Here is a 15,263-nt window from a genome sequence, read left to right as displayed (position 1 = left end):
GGGCGCGGGCAAAAAATCGTTGCCGGAAAAGGACGGTCAGATGGTCCACTCGCTGTGAATCACACCGACCAGATACCAGCTCTCCAGATAGGGCTCAAACACTAATTTAAGGGAGCACCAATCATAACCATGGTTTTTTTGTTCCAAGCCGGGGAAATGATATTCCACAAAACGGGCGTCCGGATAGGCGTCCGCCACGTTCTCCAAGGCGTTGCCTGTAACCAGAACCTGGTCCAGGCTCACCTGTGGCGCCTGGGTATAATCTGCATTGAATACATACCGGGCGAAATACGCTTCGCTGGTCATTTGAATGGGATCACCCTTCCCATCCTGCACACCCCAGGTATAGATCTCCTGATCTTGGGCCACCTGGGCGACCTGCTGGGCCGTAAGCAGTCGGTTGCAGTCCGGATCCACCGTGGAATAAGGGGTAAACAGAACGCCCTGTGTGGGATGGACCAGTGCGGAGAGGGCCCTGTAGTCACCGTCCCGCATGGCGTACAATACCTGCTCGGCAGATTCCAGCAGAAGTGCGTCATCGGTCTCATCCAGCGCGGTCATTGCAGCAGTCGCAGTTGTGGTCGAAATAGGGGAAAGGTCCATCTGTTCCGGCACAGCCTGAGTGCTGTTGGCGGCCAGCGCGGAGTTCTGCCTAGGGGTTACAATGCCATAGGTGCAGAACAGGCCGAGCGCAAAACCCACTACCAAGGCCAACAGAATCAGCAGAACAGGACGCTTCATAATACTCACCCCCCAGGACGTTTTCTCACAATTTATTATTGTAAAAACTTAGAGAGAAAAAAGCAACAACAAAAGGTTACAAAACAGGAAAGGAATTTGTGCATCTTGTAAACGGAGAAAAAGAGGCGTATAATCACAAGCGGAAAACTACAAAAAATGAGGTGAAGACGGATGCAGAAGCGGGAAATCCAATACCATATTCAATGCGGCCCTGGAGATGTAGGCCGTTACTGTATTTTACCCGGAGACCCGGGCCGGTGTGAACGGATTGCAGCCTGTTTTGACCGCCCTGCAAAGGTGGGCAGCAATCGGGAGTTCACCACGTACACGGGCACTCTGTTGGGAGAAAAGGTAAGCGTCTGCTCCACCGGGATCGGCGGTCCCTCTGCGGTCATTGCCATGGAGGAGCTGCACAGTCTGGGCGCGGACACCTTTGTGCGGGTGGGCACCTGCGGAGGAATTGCGCTGAAGGTGCGTGCAGGTGACGTGGTGGTGGCGACCGGCGCGGTCCGGTATGAAGGGACCAGTCGTGAATACGCGCCCATCGAATTCCCCGCCGTGGCCGACTTCGGGGTGCAGTGCGCGCTGGTGGAGGCGGCGAAAGCCCTGGGCAAGCCCTGGCATGCCGGAGTGGTCCAGTGCAAGGACTCCTTTTACGGCCAGCACAGCCCGGAACGCATGCCGGTGGCACAGGAGCTGCTCTGCAAATGGGAGGCATGGAAGCGCCTGGGCGTTTTGGCCTCCGAGATGGAGTCGGCCGCACTGTTTACCTGCGCCGCCGCCCTGGGCGTGCGCTGCGGCTCCTGCTTCCATGTGATCTGGAATCAGGAGCGGGAGGCCGCAGGACTGGACCAGATGGAGAGCCACGACGAAGCGGCCGCTGTAGAAGTGGGGGTGGAGGCCCTGAAGCGCCTGATCCTGGCCGATCAGACTAACTCGTCTTTATAATTCCAGCGTGTCGATGATGCCGCGCAGCGTCTGGGCCGCCTGCAGCAGATTGGACTGCTCCGGAGGGCTGAGCGACAGGTCCAGCACAGTTTCCACGCCAGACCGGCCCACTACGGCGGGAAGGCTCAGGCAGAGGTCCGGAATCCCATACCGCTCCTGGACTAGGCAGGACACAGGCAGCACGGAGTGCTCATCCCGGACGATGGACAGGGCGATGCGTGTCACCGCCATGGCGACCCCGTAATAGGTGGCGCCCTTGCGGGCGATGATGTCATAGGCGCTATCCCGTACCTCGCGATAGATCCGCTCCGTGGCTGCGGGATGGTCAAAATGGCCCCGCAGCTCACAGAAGTGATCCAGGGCCACGCCGGAGACATTGGCGCCGCTCCACACCGCAAGCTCGCTGTCCCCGTGCTCCCCGATAATAAAGGCGTGGACGCTGCGGCTGTCCACCTGGAGATGCTCGCTGAGCAGATATTTGAGCCGGGCCGTGTCCAGGACCGTGCCAGACCCCAATACCCGATTGGGGGGGAAGCCGGAGAGCTTCAGCGCGGCATAGGTGAGCACGTCGACCGGATTGGACACAATGAGAAGCACCGCTTCCCGGTTGTGCCGGACGATCTCCGGGATGATGGAGCGGAAAATGGCCGCGTTTCGGTGGACAAGCTCCAGCCGGGTCTCGCCGGGTCGCTGCGCCGCCCCGGCCGTGATGATAATAAGGGCGCAGTCGTGGATGTCGTCATAGCTCCCCGCATAAATTTTCATGGGATGGGCAAAGGGAAGCCCGTGGCTGAGATCCATGGCCTCTCCATGGGCACGGGCAGGATTGGCGTCGATGAGGACCAATTGGGAGAACAAGCCGGTCTGCATCAGGCTGAACGCCGTGGTCGAGCCGACAAATCCGCAGCCGATAATGGCCGCCTTTCGAATATCAAGCGTAGAAAACGCCTCCTCTCCCGGAAAGGATTCCCAGGGAGGGGAGGCGTTATTCCTGTACGGGGTCTTTTACAGCCGCTTCAGGGCCCGCATGGCGTTCAGAATGGCCAATACGGACACTCCCACGTCGGCAAAAACCGCAACCCACATATTGGTTTTGCCAAGTGCGCTGAGCACCAGGACCAGCACCTTGACCGTCAGAGCGAACGCGATGTTCTGCCCGGCAATCCGCAGCGTATGGCGGGCAATCGCAATGGCGTCGGCAATCTTGGAGGGATTGTCATCCATGAGGACAACATCGGCCGCCTCAATGGCCGCGTCAGAGCCAAACGCGCCCATGGCGATCCCCAGATCGGCCCGGGAGAGGACGGGCGCGTCGTTGATGCCGTCGCCCACGAAGGCCAGCTTGCCTCTAGGGGATACCTGCTGGAGTAGGGACTCCACCTGCTCCACCTTGCCGGCGGGCAGCAGTCCGGCGTGGACCTCGTCCAGCCCCAGCTCAGCGGCCACGGACTCGGCCACATTCTGGGCGTCTCCGGTGAGCATAACCGTCCGATTTACACCACAGGCCTTCAGGGCTAAAATGGCCTGCTTGGCATCCGGCTTGAGCTCGTCAGAAATCACAATATGCCCCGCGTAAATCCCGTCCACGGCTATGTGGATGGTGGTCCCCACATGATGGCAGGGATGCCATTTGGCGCCTAGACTGTCCATCAATTTGTCATTGCCGGCGCAGACCTTTTTCCCGTCCACCATTGCCTGTACCCCGCGGCCGGACAGCTCCTCCACCTGGGAGACGCGGCTGGTGTCGATCTCTTTTCCGTAGGCCTCCTTCAGGGAGCGGGAAATGGGATGGTCGGAATAGCACTCGGCCAAGGCGGCCAGCTCCAGCAGCTCAGACTCCGGGCAGCGGTCGGGGTGGATCGCGGTTACATTGAATACACCCTTTGTCAGGGTTCCGGTCTTGTCAAAGACCACGATCTCCGTCCGGGCCAGCACTTCCAGATAATTGCCGCCCTTGACCAGGATCCCATCCCGGGAGGCGCCGCCGATGCCGCCGAAAAAGGCCAAGGGGACCGAGATGACCAGGGCGCAGGGGCAGGAGACCACCAGGAAGCTCAGGGCGCGTTCCAGCGCTTCCTTCCAGGGCCAGCCGAGGGTCAGCGGAGGGAAGATGGCCAGAGCCGCCGCGGCAAGGACCACAATGGGGGTATAGTACCGCGCGAACTTGGTGATAAACTGCTCGGCCTTGGCCTTCTTGGCGCTGGAGTTCTCCACCAGATCCAGGATTCGTGCCACGGTGGACTCGCCGTAGGGCTTGGTCACCTGAACCCGCAGGACCCCGGACAGGTTGACACAGCCGGAGACAACGTCGTCTCCTGGGTCGATTTCACGGGGCAGCGATTCCCCGGTCAGGGCTGCGGTATCCAGGGAGGAGGTGCCCTCCAGCACCACCCCGTCCAGGGGAACCCACTCTCCGGGCTTGATGACGATCATGTCCCCAACCGCCACATCTTCCGGGTCCACTTCCTCCAACTGACCGTCCTTCTCGATGTTGGCAAAGTCAGGCCGGATGTCCATCAGGGAGGAGATGGATTGCCTGGATTTTCCGACTGAATAGCTTTGGAACAGCTCGCCCACCTGGTAGAAGAGCATGACAAACACGGCCTCCGGGTACTCGCCGATTCCCAGCGCCCCCACTGTGGCCAGGGCCATGAGAAAATTTTCGTCAAACACCTGCCCATGGGCAATGTTGCGCAGGGCGCGCCACAGCACGTCCCAGCCGATCACCGCATAGGGTACCAGAAAGACCAGCAGGCGGAGCACTCCCGACAGGGGAAGGAGCGCTGCGAGAATCAGCATAGCCGCGCTGAGAAAAATACGGATCAGAGTCCGCTTTTGCCGCTTGTTCATGACAGAGATGCCTCCTGTTCGGACAATAAGATCGCTTGCTCAGAGCTGGATCATACAGTCGGGCTCCACCTTTTTGCAGACCTTTACCACCTGCTGCAAAATCGCGTCAAAACGGGCGTCGTCAGCGTCTAGGGTCAGCTTTTGAGTGAGAAAGCTGACGGTGCAGTCGTTCACACCGTCGATCTTTTTGATCGCTGCCTCCATTTTGGCCGCGCAGTTAGCACAGTCCAGATCCGTCAGATTGAAACGTTTTTTCACCATAATCTCTCCTTACTATTTTGATAAAAGAAAAGCGGCTTATTCCGCCACATGTTCCATACCCTGGTCCAGAATCGTACGCACATGGGCATCAGCCAGGGAATAGAACACGGTTTTGCCCTCTCGGCGGTACTTGACCAGTTTACTCTGCTTGAGCGCGCGGAGCTGGTGCGAAATGGCGGACTGTGTCATGCCCAACAGCTGGGCGATATCACATACGCACATTTCCGACTCGAAGAGCACATACAGAATTTTGATGCGAGTGGAGTCGCCAAAGATTTTAAACAGCTCTGCCAAGTCATAAAGGATTTCTTCATCCGGCATATTTTCGTTGACCTGATTTACAATCTCATCGTGCGCATGGATGTAGTCGCAGCGCTCCACGGCGTTCGGATCCGGCATAAAAATTTCCCCCTCTGTTAAATTTATATATGAGCAATTACTCATTTGTTAATTTTATTATACCCAGTGAAGAGCAATTGTCAATAGGAAATCGAAAATTTTGTTTGGAATCTTCCGGCACAGTATGGGTGATGCCGCAGGAGAAGGGGAGTGCCATGGAGTGGAGAAACCCCAAAGCCGGCCCTGGGGCGCGGAGAGCTCCGCGCCCCAGGGCCGGCTTTGGGGTTATTGTGGTTTGCAGTGCTTTTTTCAGCGGACTTAGTCGGCAAATACCGTCTGCGCGCCGACTTTTCTACAGCCTGCAGGGGCGTAACGCCACTGCTCCAGCTTTCCGCTGGTAATGAAATAGCGCAGCGGTTCAGGAGCGCGGAGCGGGGGCAGGCGGTCAATCATCAGCAATTTGATTTTCATTCGTTCCGGCAGCAGCGCTTTGAGATAGACGGACACACGGTCTCCCTCCTGAAAGCCGCCCCTCAGTTCCGCAAGGCCGGAGAGATTGGGCGTGAGCTCCACAAAGACGCCATATTCCTTTTGGCCCCGGATGATGCCCGGAACCGTCATGCCCGGCTGAAAGGCCGCGGCGTTTTCCGACCACGTCCCCAGCAGCTCCTTATGGGTCAGATAGACGCGGCGCTGGTCGGGGACAAGATCCTGTACGACGGCGAAGATCTCCTGCCCGACGGCAAAGCGCTGATCCGGATGTGGAATCCGGGATACTGAGATGTTTTCAATGCCAATCATGGAGGAGATGCCGCACCCCACATCCACGAAAGCGCCAAAGGGCTCCAAATGGGTGACGGTGGCGGAGATGACGGTTCCGGGCCTCCAGTTCCGGAATATGGCGTTCAGCGCGGCCTCCTGGGCGAGACGACGGGAGAGCACGGGACGGATTACGCCGTCTGTTTCCGCCACCGACTCGACCAGAAAGCACACCGGCTTTCCAACCCGGGAGAGGATTGCGATTTCCCGTGTGCTGCCGTCGGCAATGCCCAGCGCGGCTTCTGCACGCGGAATCAGTCCCGTGAAGGCGCCCAGGGAAACGATCAGGTTATGCTCCGCGTCGCACAGACGGACCACACCCTCGAGGATGGCCTTTTCCTCCATGGCGCGGCGCAGGGCTACGGGAGAGGCGCAGGCGGCGCGGTTTTCCGGAGTATTCAGCAAACGCCCTTCGGGCGGAAAGTAGCTTGTCAATTTGACCAATCCTTTCCCGGTTTGACACGAAATTTTTCTGGATAGCCCACTATATGCAATTGAAGGCGCTGAATTGACAGCGCGGGGCCGTGAACTTATAATGATATTGCATCAAAATAAAGGCGAAATTAGGAGGAGGACTGGCCATGGATGTGCGAGTGGGCGATACCCTGGAGCTCAAGAAAACCCATCCCTGCGGCAGCCGCCGGTGGCTTGTGCTGCGCGTAGGTATGGATTTCCGTCTTCGGTGCGAGGGGTGTGGGCATGAGCTGATGATTCCCCGCAGCAAGGCAGAGAAAAGCATCAAGAAGTGGATCCGTTCCGGAGAGGAAGAACAGGCATGAAAGAATTCTGGAGCAAGCGCATCAAACACATGGCCCCCTATGTTCCGGGGGAGCAGCCCAGGGATCGCACCGTCATTAAGCTCAACACCAATGAGAACCCCTATCCGCCCTCACCCAAGGCCCTGGAGGCGATTCGCGAGGCTGCCGGCGGTCTGCTGCGTCTCTATCCGGACCCGGAGTGCGCCTCCCTGCGGGAGGCCTTGGCAGCCGTCCACGGACTCAGGCCGGAGCAGATTTTTGTGGGAAATGGCTCGGACGAGGTTCTGGCCTTGTGCTTTCAAGCCTTTTTTGACCCGGACCGTACGATCCTGTTTCCAGATATTACCTACGGGTTCTATCCGGTCTTTGCCGACATGTTTGGCCTGACCTACCGGGAGATCCCTCTGGACGAGCATTTCGGCGTGCCGGTGGAGCAGTTTTTGGGCCACAATGGCGGCATCGTCCTGGCAAACCCCAACGCGCCTACCGGGCGGGAGCTGTCCCTGTGCGCGATTCGGGAACTGCTGGAGGGAAATCCGGAGGCGGTCGTTTTGGTGGATGAGGCCTATGCGGACTTTGGAACCTGTTCTGCAGTGGAGCTGATTGACCGCTATCCCAATCTGGTGGTGGTGCAGACCATGTCCAAGTCCCACTCCCTGGCGGGGCTGCGCATCGGGGCCGCTCTGGCGAATGAGAATCTGATCGCCGCGCTGAACTGTGTGAAAAACTCCTTTAATTCCTATACCCTGGACCGGATTGCACTGGCCGGCGCGGAAGGGGCTGTGCGTGACCAGGACTACTTCCGCGCCACCACCACGAAGATCATCCACACCCGGGATCGGGTGGCTGTAGAGCTGAAGCTGCTCGGCTTTGAAGTGTGTGATTCTTCGGCCAACTTCCTGTTTGTCCGCCATCCCCAGGCCGATGCAAAGGCTCTGCTGGATGGCCTGAGAGAGCGGGGAATCCTGGTGCGCTGGTGGGATAAGCCCCGCATTCGGGATTATCTGCGCATCTCCATCGGCACAGACGAGGAGATGGACACTTTGTGTCAGATCCTGAAAGGACTGCTGGCATGAGATATGAGGGGACCATCTACCGACCGCCGGGCGAGTGGAAGAGCTACCTGCTCCAGGTGACAGTGGGGTGCTCCCATAATACCTGCACCTTTTGCGGCATGTATAAGGACAAACGCTACCGCGTCCGGCCGCTGAAGGAGATTTATGAGGACATTGCCCTGGCCAGGCAGTACTACGGAAGCGTGAAAAGGGTGTTTCTATGCGATGGGGACGCCATTGCCATGGACACAGAGGACCTGCTGGCAGTCCTGAACAGGCTGTGGGATACCTTCCCGGCCTTGGAACGGGTCAGCGCCTATGCCGGACCGGTGAGCACCCTGCGCAAGGGAGAGGAGGAGCTGAAAGCCCTGCGGGAGGCCGGGCTTGCCCGCCTCTACCTGGGGGTGGAGTCGGGAAGCGATGGCGTCCTTCGCGCGGTCCGCAAGGGGGTCGGAGCGGAAGAGATGCTCCGCGCGGGCCAGAGGATCCGACAGGCCGGCTATGACCTGTGGGTTATGGTGCTGCTTGGTCTGGCCGGCCGGGGGGAGGCCTCACGGGAGCACGGCCTGGCCACGGCTGAACTGATCAATGCCATGGAGCCGCATCATCTCTCTGCCCTGACCTATATGCCGGTCCCGGGCACACCTCTGGGGGATGCGGCCGCCTGCGGGGCGTTTCCGGTGCTCTCCTCCCGCGAGACGTTGGAGGAGGTTCAGATTCTCCTGGAGAACATAACTGTAAAACCATTGCACTTTACGTGTGACCACGCTTCCAATTACCTGCCCTTGAAGGGCGGATTGCCGGAGGACCGGGAATACCTGCTGGATTTAATCCATCGGGCATTGAACGGCGAGGCGGGAATCCGTTCGGAAGAACAGAGGGGACTTTAAGCGGCGCTTGGGATGATTCCAATCTGACAAGTATTTTCACTTGTCAGATTCTTTTTTGGCTTTGCCGCCAATCTGACCTTTTTTGTGGGACGAGAACTCTATAATGAAGAACAGTCAAGCGCGGAGAAAGGGGGCGGCGGAGATGACGGTGGTCTACATTGACGCGCTCTTTCTTTTGAATTTTGTCGTCAATTATCTGCTGCTGCTCTCTGCCGGAAAGCTGGCGGGAGAGGTGCTGCGCCGATTGTGGCTTGCGCTGGGCGCGGCGGTGGGCGCGCTCTATGCGGCGGCTGTTTTTTTCCCCGGAATGGGATTTCTGCTGCATCCCCTGTGTAAGATTTCCATGGCCGTGGTAATGGTGCTCATTGCCTATGGCGGCAGCCGGCGTCTGCTGCGGGTGGGGCTGGTGTTTTTTGCGGTATCCGCCGCCTTCGGGGGCGGCATTTTTGCCTTGGGACTGCTGGGGGGACAGGGGCTTACCCTGAAAAACGGAGTGTTTTATTCCGCTTTGGACCTGCGGCTGATTCTGCTTTCCGCGGCGGTATGCTATGTGGTCATCACCCTGGCGCTGCAGAAAACGGCGTGCCACAGTGCGCTCCGGAAGGAGGTTATGCCCGCAGTCCTTACGTTGGAGGGGCGAAAGGCGGTTGTAACGGCTCTGGTGGACACCGGAAATACCTTGAGCGACCCTGCTACCGGGCGCCCGGTCATGGTGGCGGAGGGGGAGAAGGTATCCGCACTTTTCCCGGCCGGACAGGCGCCTGCCGCGGCCGAACTGAGCGATCCGGTAGCAGTGCTCTCCCGTCTGAGTGAAAACGGCTGGTGCGGACGCTGCCGGCTTCTGCCCTATCAGGCGGTAGGCGTGGAGTGCGGCATGCTGCTGGCGCTGCGGCTAGACGCGGCGCGGGTGGGCGGAGAGGAGTACGGGAAGATTCTGGTGGCGCTCTCCCCCACGCGCCTGACTGATGGCGGAGGTTATAACGCGTTAATCGGCGCATAGATGCAACCTAGACAGAACAGGGAGGATGGAAATGAAAGGCTGGTATCTGCACTGGTATGTCCGCCTGCAGCGCATGCTTGCCAGGCTGGGGTTAAAGCTCCCGGGCAAAATTATGTACATCGGCGGAAGCGATACACTTCCGCCCCCGCTCTCCAGAGACGAAGAGGCCGACCTGATTGCCCGCCTAGAGGAGGGGGATGAGGTGGTCAAGTCGCAGCTGATCGAGCGCAATCTGCGTCTGGTCGTCTATATTGCCCGGCGGTTTGAAAACACGGGGGTTGGGATTGAGGACTTGATCTCCATTGGGACCATTGGACTAATCAAGGCGGTGGGCACCTATAAGCCGGCCAAGAATATCAAGCTGGCCACCTATGCCTCCCGATGTATTGAAAATGAAATCCTCATGCACCTGCGCAAGACGGCGAATCTGAAAAGTGAGGTGTCCTTTGACGAGCCGCTGAATACCGACTGGGACGGCAACGAGCTGCTGCTCTCCGACATTCTGGGCACGGAAAACGATACGGTGATGAAGCCGATCGAGGCCGATGTGGACCGGCAGCTTTTGGGAGCAGCGCTGGAGAAGCTAGATGAGCGGGAGCGGCAGATCATTACGATGCGCTTCGGCCTGGACGGACGTCCGGAGCGCACACAAAAGGAGGTGGCCGACCAGCTGGGCATCTCACAGTCTTATATCTCCCGGCTGGAGAAACGCATCATCTCCCGTCTGAAAAAGGAGATTCTGCGGATGCTGTGATGTTCCCGTCACCAATAAAATAGACCAATTTATGTTCGGCCCGTTTTGGGGAGCTCCTCATTTCTGCATATGAGGGGGGCTGCAGCCCGGAAGCTCTTGAGAGGCGAAAAAACAGGCCCCGGACATGAGCAAATGGACCCTTGATTCTGTGTAGGAGCCTGATAGACGGCGATTGAAGTTGGGAAAGAGCGGATAATCTGAATGTGGGGACCTCTTTAATTTAAGGCGGGGAATGTGGCGTACGGCGAGGATTTGTGATATATGGAGAGCCTCGTGTCCGCGTGGGAGGGACTGTAATTGGAATGTGCCGGGATAAGATAAGATTGGTATCGATGGGGCCATTTTGAGAAGGACAGGAACATGTGAGCGGGTAAAAAGTGTGCTGCTTTTCAAAAAGCAGCACACTTTTTTAGAGAGAAAACAAATCGGCAGAGCGGGAGAGGGGCGGCCTGGGGGAGACTATATGTTTTTTTTGATCTGGTTGATGGCATTCTTCTCCAGGCGGGAGACCTGAGCCTGGGAAATGCCAACCTCTTCGGCCACCTCCATTTGGGTGCGGCCTTCGAAAAAGCGCAGACTGAGAATATGCTGCTCACGCTCGCTCAGCCGGTTCATGGCCTCTTTTAAGGCAATGTGCTCCAGCCAGCTCTCGTCCGTGTTCTTGGAGTCCTTTACCTGGTCCATCACGCAGATGGTGTCCCCGCCATGGTCGTAGACCGGCTCATATAAGCTGACGGGATCCATAATCGCATCCAGAGCGAAAACCACGTCTTCCCGCTTGATCTCCAAGAGCTTCGCAATCTCCTCAATGGTCGGCTCTCGCTGGTGCTGGGCAATGAATTTTTCTTTGGCCTGAAGCACTTTATAGGCGGTGTCTCTCATGGAGCGGGAGACCCGCAGGGAGCTGTTGTCCCGCAGATAACGGCGGATTTCACCGATGATCATGGGTACGCCATAGGTAGAGAACTTGACGTCCAGGTCTACGTTAAAATTGTCGATGGCCTTGATGAGCCCAATACACCCCACCTGGAAAAGATCGTCCGCATTTTCTCCACGGTTGGCAAATTTTTGAATCACGGAGAGCACCAGCCGCAGGTTGCCGGAGATCAGCTGCTCCCGGGCCTGCAGGTCGCCCTGCTTGGTTCGCCGGAGCAGCTCCATGGTTTCCTCACTTTTCAGCACCTTCAGTTTGGAGGTATTTATTCCGCAGATCTCTACCTTGCCCTGCACCGCCGCATCGCCTCCTGCCTTAAAAATACTGTGCTTACAGTATTTCCTTGAGCACTCCTTTCATACGGCGGTGAGGCGGGGTATATTTTTTATCGTGAGACTGATTTCGATGGAATTTCCGCGGCAGAGGGGGCGCAAGGAAGTTCCCTTGCGGGGAAAACTGTGATAAAGTAAACCAAACAAGATTGGAGGTAGAGCTGGGAGATGCTGCTTGAAACCGACGGGCCTTTGTTTTTCAATCCAGGCTGTGGCCCGAGCCTTTATAAGCCGGAAAAAGGGGAGCAGATGCCCTGTAAGCATATTGCGGTCTACTGCATTTCCTGTATTAAATCCATGTACATCGGGGGGAGAACCCCCCGGTATTTGATTGACCTGCTGTTCGGAGAGGATACACAGGCGCAGGAATACCGCGGGGAGAAGTGGCATGGCATCCTGGATGCCTATATTGCCGCACACTGATGAAGGGCAGACGCATGGGACAGCGGTTGGCCGGCATAAAGTAGAAAGGGAGGGATGCGCTATGACCAGCCGGGTGTCTCAGCTGCGGTGCAAGGAAGTCGTGAATGTCCGAAACGGAAGCCGCTATGGGTATTTGGGCGATGTGGAGCTGGATATGGACAGCGGGAGGGTACTCGCACTCGTGGTGCCGGGCCGGCGCCGTCTGTTTGGGCTGCTGGGCCGGGAACCGGATACTGTGTTTTCCTGGGAGGACGTGGAACGTATTGGGGAGGATATTATCCTGGTCCGCGCCGGCCGCGAGAGGAAAAACCGACGGAACACAACTGAACGGGAAACGTAAGTTTTGCCATTCCTTCCATTGCGGCATAAAAAGGGCCGTGTTATACTGGATTGAGCCTGAATCTGCCTGCAGGGCAAAAAATGGAGGACACGCGCCTATGTGCGGTATCGTTGGTTTTATTGGAAATGAGGAGGCCGCCCCAATCCTGCTGGAGGGCCTCTCGCGGCTGGAGTACCGGGGCTATGACTCGGCGGGCATCGCGGTGTATGGTCCGGAGGACGGACTTAAGGTAGTCAAGGCCAAAGGGCGCCTGCAGGTGCTTTCGGACATCGTGTCCGGCGGTAAGACGATCCATGGAACCCTGGGACTGGGGCATACCCGCTGGGCCACTCATGGGGAGCCGTCCGATATCAATTCTCATCCCCACGTCAGTCAGGATGGGCGTATCGCCGTGGTCCATAACGGCATTATTGAGAATTATGTGGAAATTAAGGAATTCCTCCAGAGCAGGGGCGTGCACTTTGCCTCTCAGACAGACACCGAGGTGGTGGCTCAGCTGCTGGAGTATTATTACAGCAAAGGGGAGCACACGCCGGAGGCGCTGCTGGATGCGGTGGTGAAGGTGCTCCACCGCATTGACGGGGCTTACGCGTTGGGAATCCTCTCCGCCGATTGTCCGGATCGGCTGATTGCCGTGCGCAAAGACAGCCCTCTGATTTTGGGCTATGGGAAAAACTTCCGTTTTCTGGCAAGCGATGTGACCGCTGTGATCAAGTATACCCGTGAGGTCAGCTATCTGGACGATGGAGACATCGCGGTGCTTACCGCAGATGGCGTACAGGTATATGATTCTCTGCTCCAGCCGGTGGCGAAGGAGCACAGCCACGTGGATTGGGAGATCTCTGCCGCAGAGAAGGGCGGATATGAGCACTTCATGGCCAAGGAGATTATGGAACAGCCCAAGGCCTTTCGGGATACTGTGTTTCCGCGGATTCAGGCCGGACGTGTCGTGCTGGATGATTTAAGAATCGCGCCGGACGATCTAGAGGATATGGATAAGCTGTACATTATCGCCTGCGGCTCCTCCTACCATGTGGGCATGGCGGCCAAGTATACCCTGGAGAAAATCCTGCGCAAGCCGGTGGAGGTCACGCTGGCCTCTGAATTCCGCTACTGTGACCCAATTGTTACCGAAAAGACGCTGGCGCTGGTCATCAGCCAATCCGGCGAGACCATTGATACTCTGGCTGCCATGCGGGAGGCAAAGCGGCTGGGCGCGCGGGTGCTGTCCATTGTCAATGTGGTGGGGTCCACCATCGCGAGGGAGAGCGACGATGTGCTCTACACCTGGGCTGGGCCGGAGATCGCTGTGGCGACCACCAAGGCCTACTCCACTCAGCTGGCGGTGGTGTACCTGATCGGGCTTTATTTTGCAGACCTGATGGGTACGATCGAGCCGGCAGAGTACAAGGCCGTGGTCGCAGAGCTGCTGCTGATCCCCACAAAAATTGAGGCGATTCTCAACAACCGAAAAGACATCCAGTACTTCGCCTCCATCTACTTCAACCATCCCTCCGTGTTCTTCATCGGCCGCAATATTGACTACGCGGTTGGGCTGGAGGGTTCTTTGAAGCTGAAAGAGATTTCCTACATCCATTCCGAGGGGTACGCCGCCGGAGAGTTAAAGCATGGGACCATTTCCCTGATTGAGCCGGGCACTCTGGTGGTGGCCCTGGCCAGCTATGGAAAGCTCTTTGAAAAGACGATGAGCAATATGGTAGAGGTTAAGAGCCGGGGGGCTGATGTGCTGGGCGTGACGGTAGAGTCCCGCAGGAAGGACATCGATAAAACGGCCGATCATTCCATTGCAATTCCAGACACACACCCTATGCTGCTCCCCTCCCTGGAGGTGGTGCCGATGCAGCTGTTTGCCTACTATGTGGCCCTGCAGCGGGGCTGTGACATCGACAAACCCAGAAATTTGGCCAAGTCCGTCACCGTAGAATGAGAAAAAATGTGCGTACCATCCAAATCGGATTGGTACGCACGTTTTTTCTTGCATTTTACTCTGGTAAAGTCTATAGTAAGATTCAATCAGGCAGAGTAGGAGCGCGCGTGTTCCAGTGCCGGCGGGACGGGGAGTTGTCCGCCGGACGAAATGCAACATGCTGCAGTGCGCGTTCCGCATCCCGCTGCCGCATACCGGGTCGGTTTGCCTCCCCTTGTGCGGCGTTTCCAGGAAACTGGACTGCCGAAAACAAGAGGAGGTCTTTTTATGCCCATTTTTTCCACTCCCTTTACCCCTGCCTACTGGCGGGAGGCCCTCAAATCCTTCCGCAGCGTCCGCGGCATGGTGTTCGCCGCTCTGATGGTGGCGGCCTGTATTGTGCTCTCCTACTGTTCCGTGCGGGTGACGGAGACGCTGAGCATCAGCTTCAGCTTCCTGGCCCGGGCCCTCTGCGCTCTTGTGTATGGACCTCTGGGAGCCCTGCTTTTCGGGGCGGTGGAGGATACCCTCAGCTTTCTGATCAGCTCCAAGGGCGCCCCCTATTTCCCGGGCTATATGCTCACCACAATGCTGGGCTGCTTTACCTACGCGCTGTTTTTTTACCGCACCCGGGTGACCGTGAGTAAAATTTTTCTGGCCAAGCTGCTCACCAATGTGCAGAATGTGTTCTTGGGGGCTCTTTGGAGTGCCATGCTCTACAGCAAGGGCTATCTTTACTACATGTTCAGGAGCGGAGTAAAAAACCTCATTACTCTGCCTATCTACACCTTGTTGCTGGTGGTACTCCTCCAAGCGTTGCTGCCGGTTTTGAATAGAGCGGGGATCATCCCGAACCAATTGGGAGGGGATAACCGTTTGAAGCTATTCTAAC

Annotated in this window: 17 protein-coding genes and 1 riboswitch; of the genes, 10 read left to right on the top strand and 7 right to left on the bottom strand. The window is 57.6% G+C overall.

The genetic code is table 11. The features are described 5' to 3' along the window. Nucleotides 1-36: 36 nt before the first annotated feature. Entirely contained in the window at nucleotides 37-741 is a 705-nt protein-coding gene (locus H9Q75_RS03030; RefSeq protein WP_186564664.1) for a hypothetical protein, read from the bottom strand. Between the two features lie 171 nt (nucleotides 742-912). On the opposite strand from H9Q75_RS03030, the gene udp reads away from it, so the two are divergent. After that, nucleotides 913-1,689, top strand: coding sequence for a uridine phosphorylase (gene udp / locus H9Q75_RS03025; protein ID WP_186564663.1), 777 nt, complete (start codon nucleotides 913-915; stop codon nucleotides 1,687-1,689). Here the strand turns inward: udp and H9Q75_RS03020 are convergent. The 5 genes from H9Q75_RS03020 to H9Q75_RS03000 form a co-directional block, all read right to left on the bottom strand. Then, nucleotides 1,684-2,619: an L-lactate dehydrogenase gene (locus H9Q75_RS03020; RefSeq protein WP_186565009.1), complete on the bottom strand. Its 936-nt coding sequence runs from the start codon at nucleotides 2,617-2,619 to the stop codon at nucleotides 1,684-1,686. The genes udp and H9Q75_RS03020 overlap by 6 nt on opposite strands. 75 nt (nucleotides 2,620-2,694) lie before the next feature. Further along, entirely contained in the window at nucleotides 2,695-4,539 is a 1,845-nt protein-coding gene (locus H9Q75_RS03015; protein WP_186564662.1) for a heavy metal translocating P-type ATPase, read from the bottom strand. A gap of 39 nt (nucleotides 4,540-4,578) precedes the next feature. Beyond that, on the bottom strand, nucleotides 4,579-4,797 hold the full coding sequence (locus H9Q75_RS03010; RefSeq protein WP_186565008.1) for a cation transporter: 219 nt from the start codon (nucleotides 4,795-4,797) through the stop codon (nucleotides 4,579-4,581). A 39-nt stretch (nucleotides 4,798-4,836) separates the two neighbouring features. Further along, the gene (locus H9Q75_RS03005) at nucleotides 4,837-5,199 is read right to left on the bottom strand and encodes an ArsR/SmtB family transcription factor (RefSeq protein WP_186564661.1); all 363 of its coding nucleotides are present in this window, start codon (nucleotides 5,197-5,199) and stop codon (nucleotides 4,837-4,839) included. Between the two features lie 258 nt (nucleotides 5,200-5,457). Further along, nucleotides 5,458-6,393, bottom strand: coding sequence for a S1 RNA-binding domain-containing protein (locus H9Q75_RS03000; RefSeq protein WP_341480887.1), 936 nt, complete (start codon nucleotides 6,391-6,393; stop codon nucleotides 5,458-5,460). Nucleotides 6,394-6,539: 146 nt separating this feature from the next. On the opposite strand from H9Q75_RS03000, the gene H9Q75_RS02995 reads away from it, so the two are divergent. The 5 genes from H9Q75_RS02995 to sigE all read left to right on the top strand — a co-directional run bounded on the left by H9Q75_RS02995 (nucleotide 6,540) and on the right by sigE (nucleotide 10,415). Beyond that, nucleotides 6,540-6,737, top strand: a complete 198-nt coding sequence (locus H9Q75_RS02995) for a DUF951 domain-containing protein (RefSeq protein WP_186564660.1) — start codon at nucleotides 6,540-6,542, stop codon at nucleotides 6,735-6,737. Next, nucleotides 6,734-7,792, top strand: coding sequence for a histidinol-phosphate transaminase (gene hisC, locus H9Q75_RS02990; RefSeq protein WP_186564659.1), 1,059 nt, complete (start codon nucleotides 6,734-6,736; stop codon nucleotides 7,790-7,792). The genes H9Q75_RS02995 and hisC overlap by 4 nt, the downstream gene beginning before the upstream one ends. Then, on the top strand, nucleotides 7,762-8,661 hold the full coding sequence (locus tag H9Q75_RS02985; protein ID WP_341480886.1) for a radical SAM protein: 900 nt from the start codon (nucleotides 7,762-7,764) through the stop codon (nucleotides 8,659-8,661). The genes hisC and H9Q75_RS02985 overlap by 31 nt, the downstream gene beginning before the upstream one ends. Before the next feature lie 103 nt (nucleotides 8,662-8,764). Beyond that, nucleotides 8,765-9,661: a sigma-E processing peptidase SpoIIGA gene (locus H9Q75_RS02980; protein WP_243200649.1), complete on the top strand. Its 897-nt coding sequence runs from the start codon at nucleotides 8,765-8,767 to the stop codon at nucleotides 9,659-9,661. A 31-nt stretch (nucleotides 9,662-9,692) separates the two neighbouring features. After that, nucleotides 9,693-10,415 (top strand): RNA polymerase sporulation sigma factor SigE, encoded by a 723-nt coding sequence (sigE, locus tag H9Q75_RS02975; RefSeq protein ID WP_186564658.1) that lies wholly within the window; start codon nucleotides 9,693-9,695, stop codon nucleotides 10,413-10,415. Nucleotides 10,416-10,874: 459 nt separating this feature from the next. Here the strand turns inward: sigE and sigG are convergent, their stop codons facing one another. Next, entirely contained in the window at nucleotides 10,875-11,645 is a 771-nt protein-coding gene (gene sigG / locus H9Q75_RS02970; protein ID WP_186564657.1) for an RNA polymerase sporulation sigma factor SigG, read from the bottom strand. A 285-nt stretch (nucleotides 11,646-11,930) separates the two neighbouring features. Here sigG and H9Q75_RS02965 point away from each other — a divergent pair, with 285 nt between their 5' ends. The 4 genes from H9Q75_RS02965 to H9Q75_RS02950 all read left to right on the top strand — a co-directional run bounded on the left by H9Q75_RS02965 (nucleotide 11,931) and on the right by H9Q75_RS02950 (nucleotide 15,262). After that, nucleotides 11,931-12,104: a hypothetical protein gene (locus tag H9Q75_RS02965; protein WP_186564656.1), complete on the top strand. Its 174-nt coding sequence runs from the start codon at nucleotides 11,931-11,933 to the stop codon at nucleotides 12,102-12,104. Between the two features lie 61 nt (nucleotides 12,105-12,165). Next, nucleotides 12,166-12,444 carry a YlmC/YmxH family sporulation protein gene (locus tag H9Q75_RS02960; protein ID WP_186564655.1) on the top strand — a complete coding sequence of 93 codons (279 nt, stop codon included), beginning with the start codon at nucleotides 12,166-12,168 and terminating at the stop codon, nucleotides 12,442-12,444. A gap of 97 nt (nucleotides 12,445-12,541) precedes the next feature. Continuing rightward, complete coding sequence (gene glmS, locus H9Q75_RS02955; protein WP_186564654.1) at nucleotides 12,542-14,392, top strand: glutamine--fructose-6-phosphate transaminase (isomerizing); 1,851 nt, start codon at nucleotides 12,542-12,544, stop codon at nucleotides 14,390-14,392. Between the two features lie 89 nt (nucleotides 14,393-14,481). Next, a riboswitch (THF riboswitch) is annotated at nucleotides 14,482-14,581 on the top strand. Nucleotides 14,582-14,659: 78 nt separating this feature from the next. Beyond that, nucleotides 14,660-15,262, top strand: a complete 603-nt coding sequence (locus H9Q75_RS02950; protein WP_186564653.1) for a folate family ECF transporter S component — start codon at nucleotides 14,660-14,662, stop codon at nucleotides 15,260-15,262. Nucleotide 15,263: the final 1 nt, after the last annotated feature.

The sequence above is a fragment of the Lawsonibacter celer genome (genome assembly GCF_014281125.1).
In the GTDB taxonomy this organism is placed as follows: Bacteria; Bacillota; Clostridia; order Oscillospirales; family Oscillospiraceae; genus Lawsonibacter_B; species Lawsonibacter_B celer.
The sequence above is the reverse complement of the archived record's forward strand: the minus strand, read 5'-3'. Positions and strand labels throughout refer to the sequence as shown.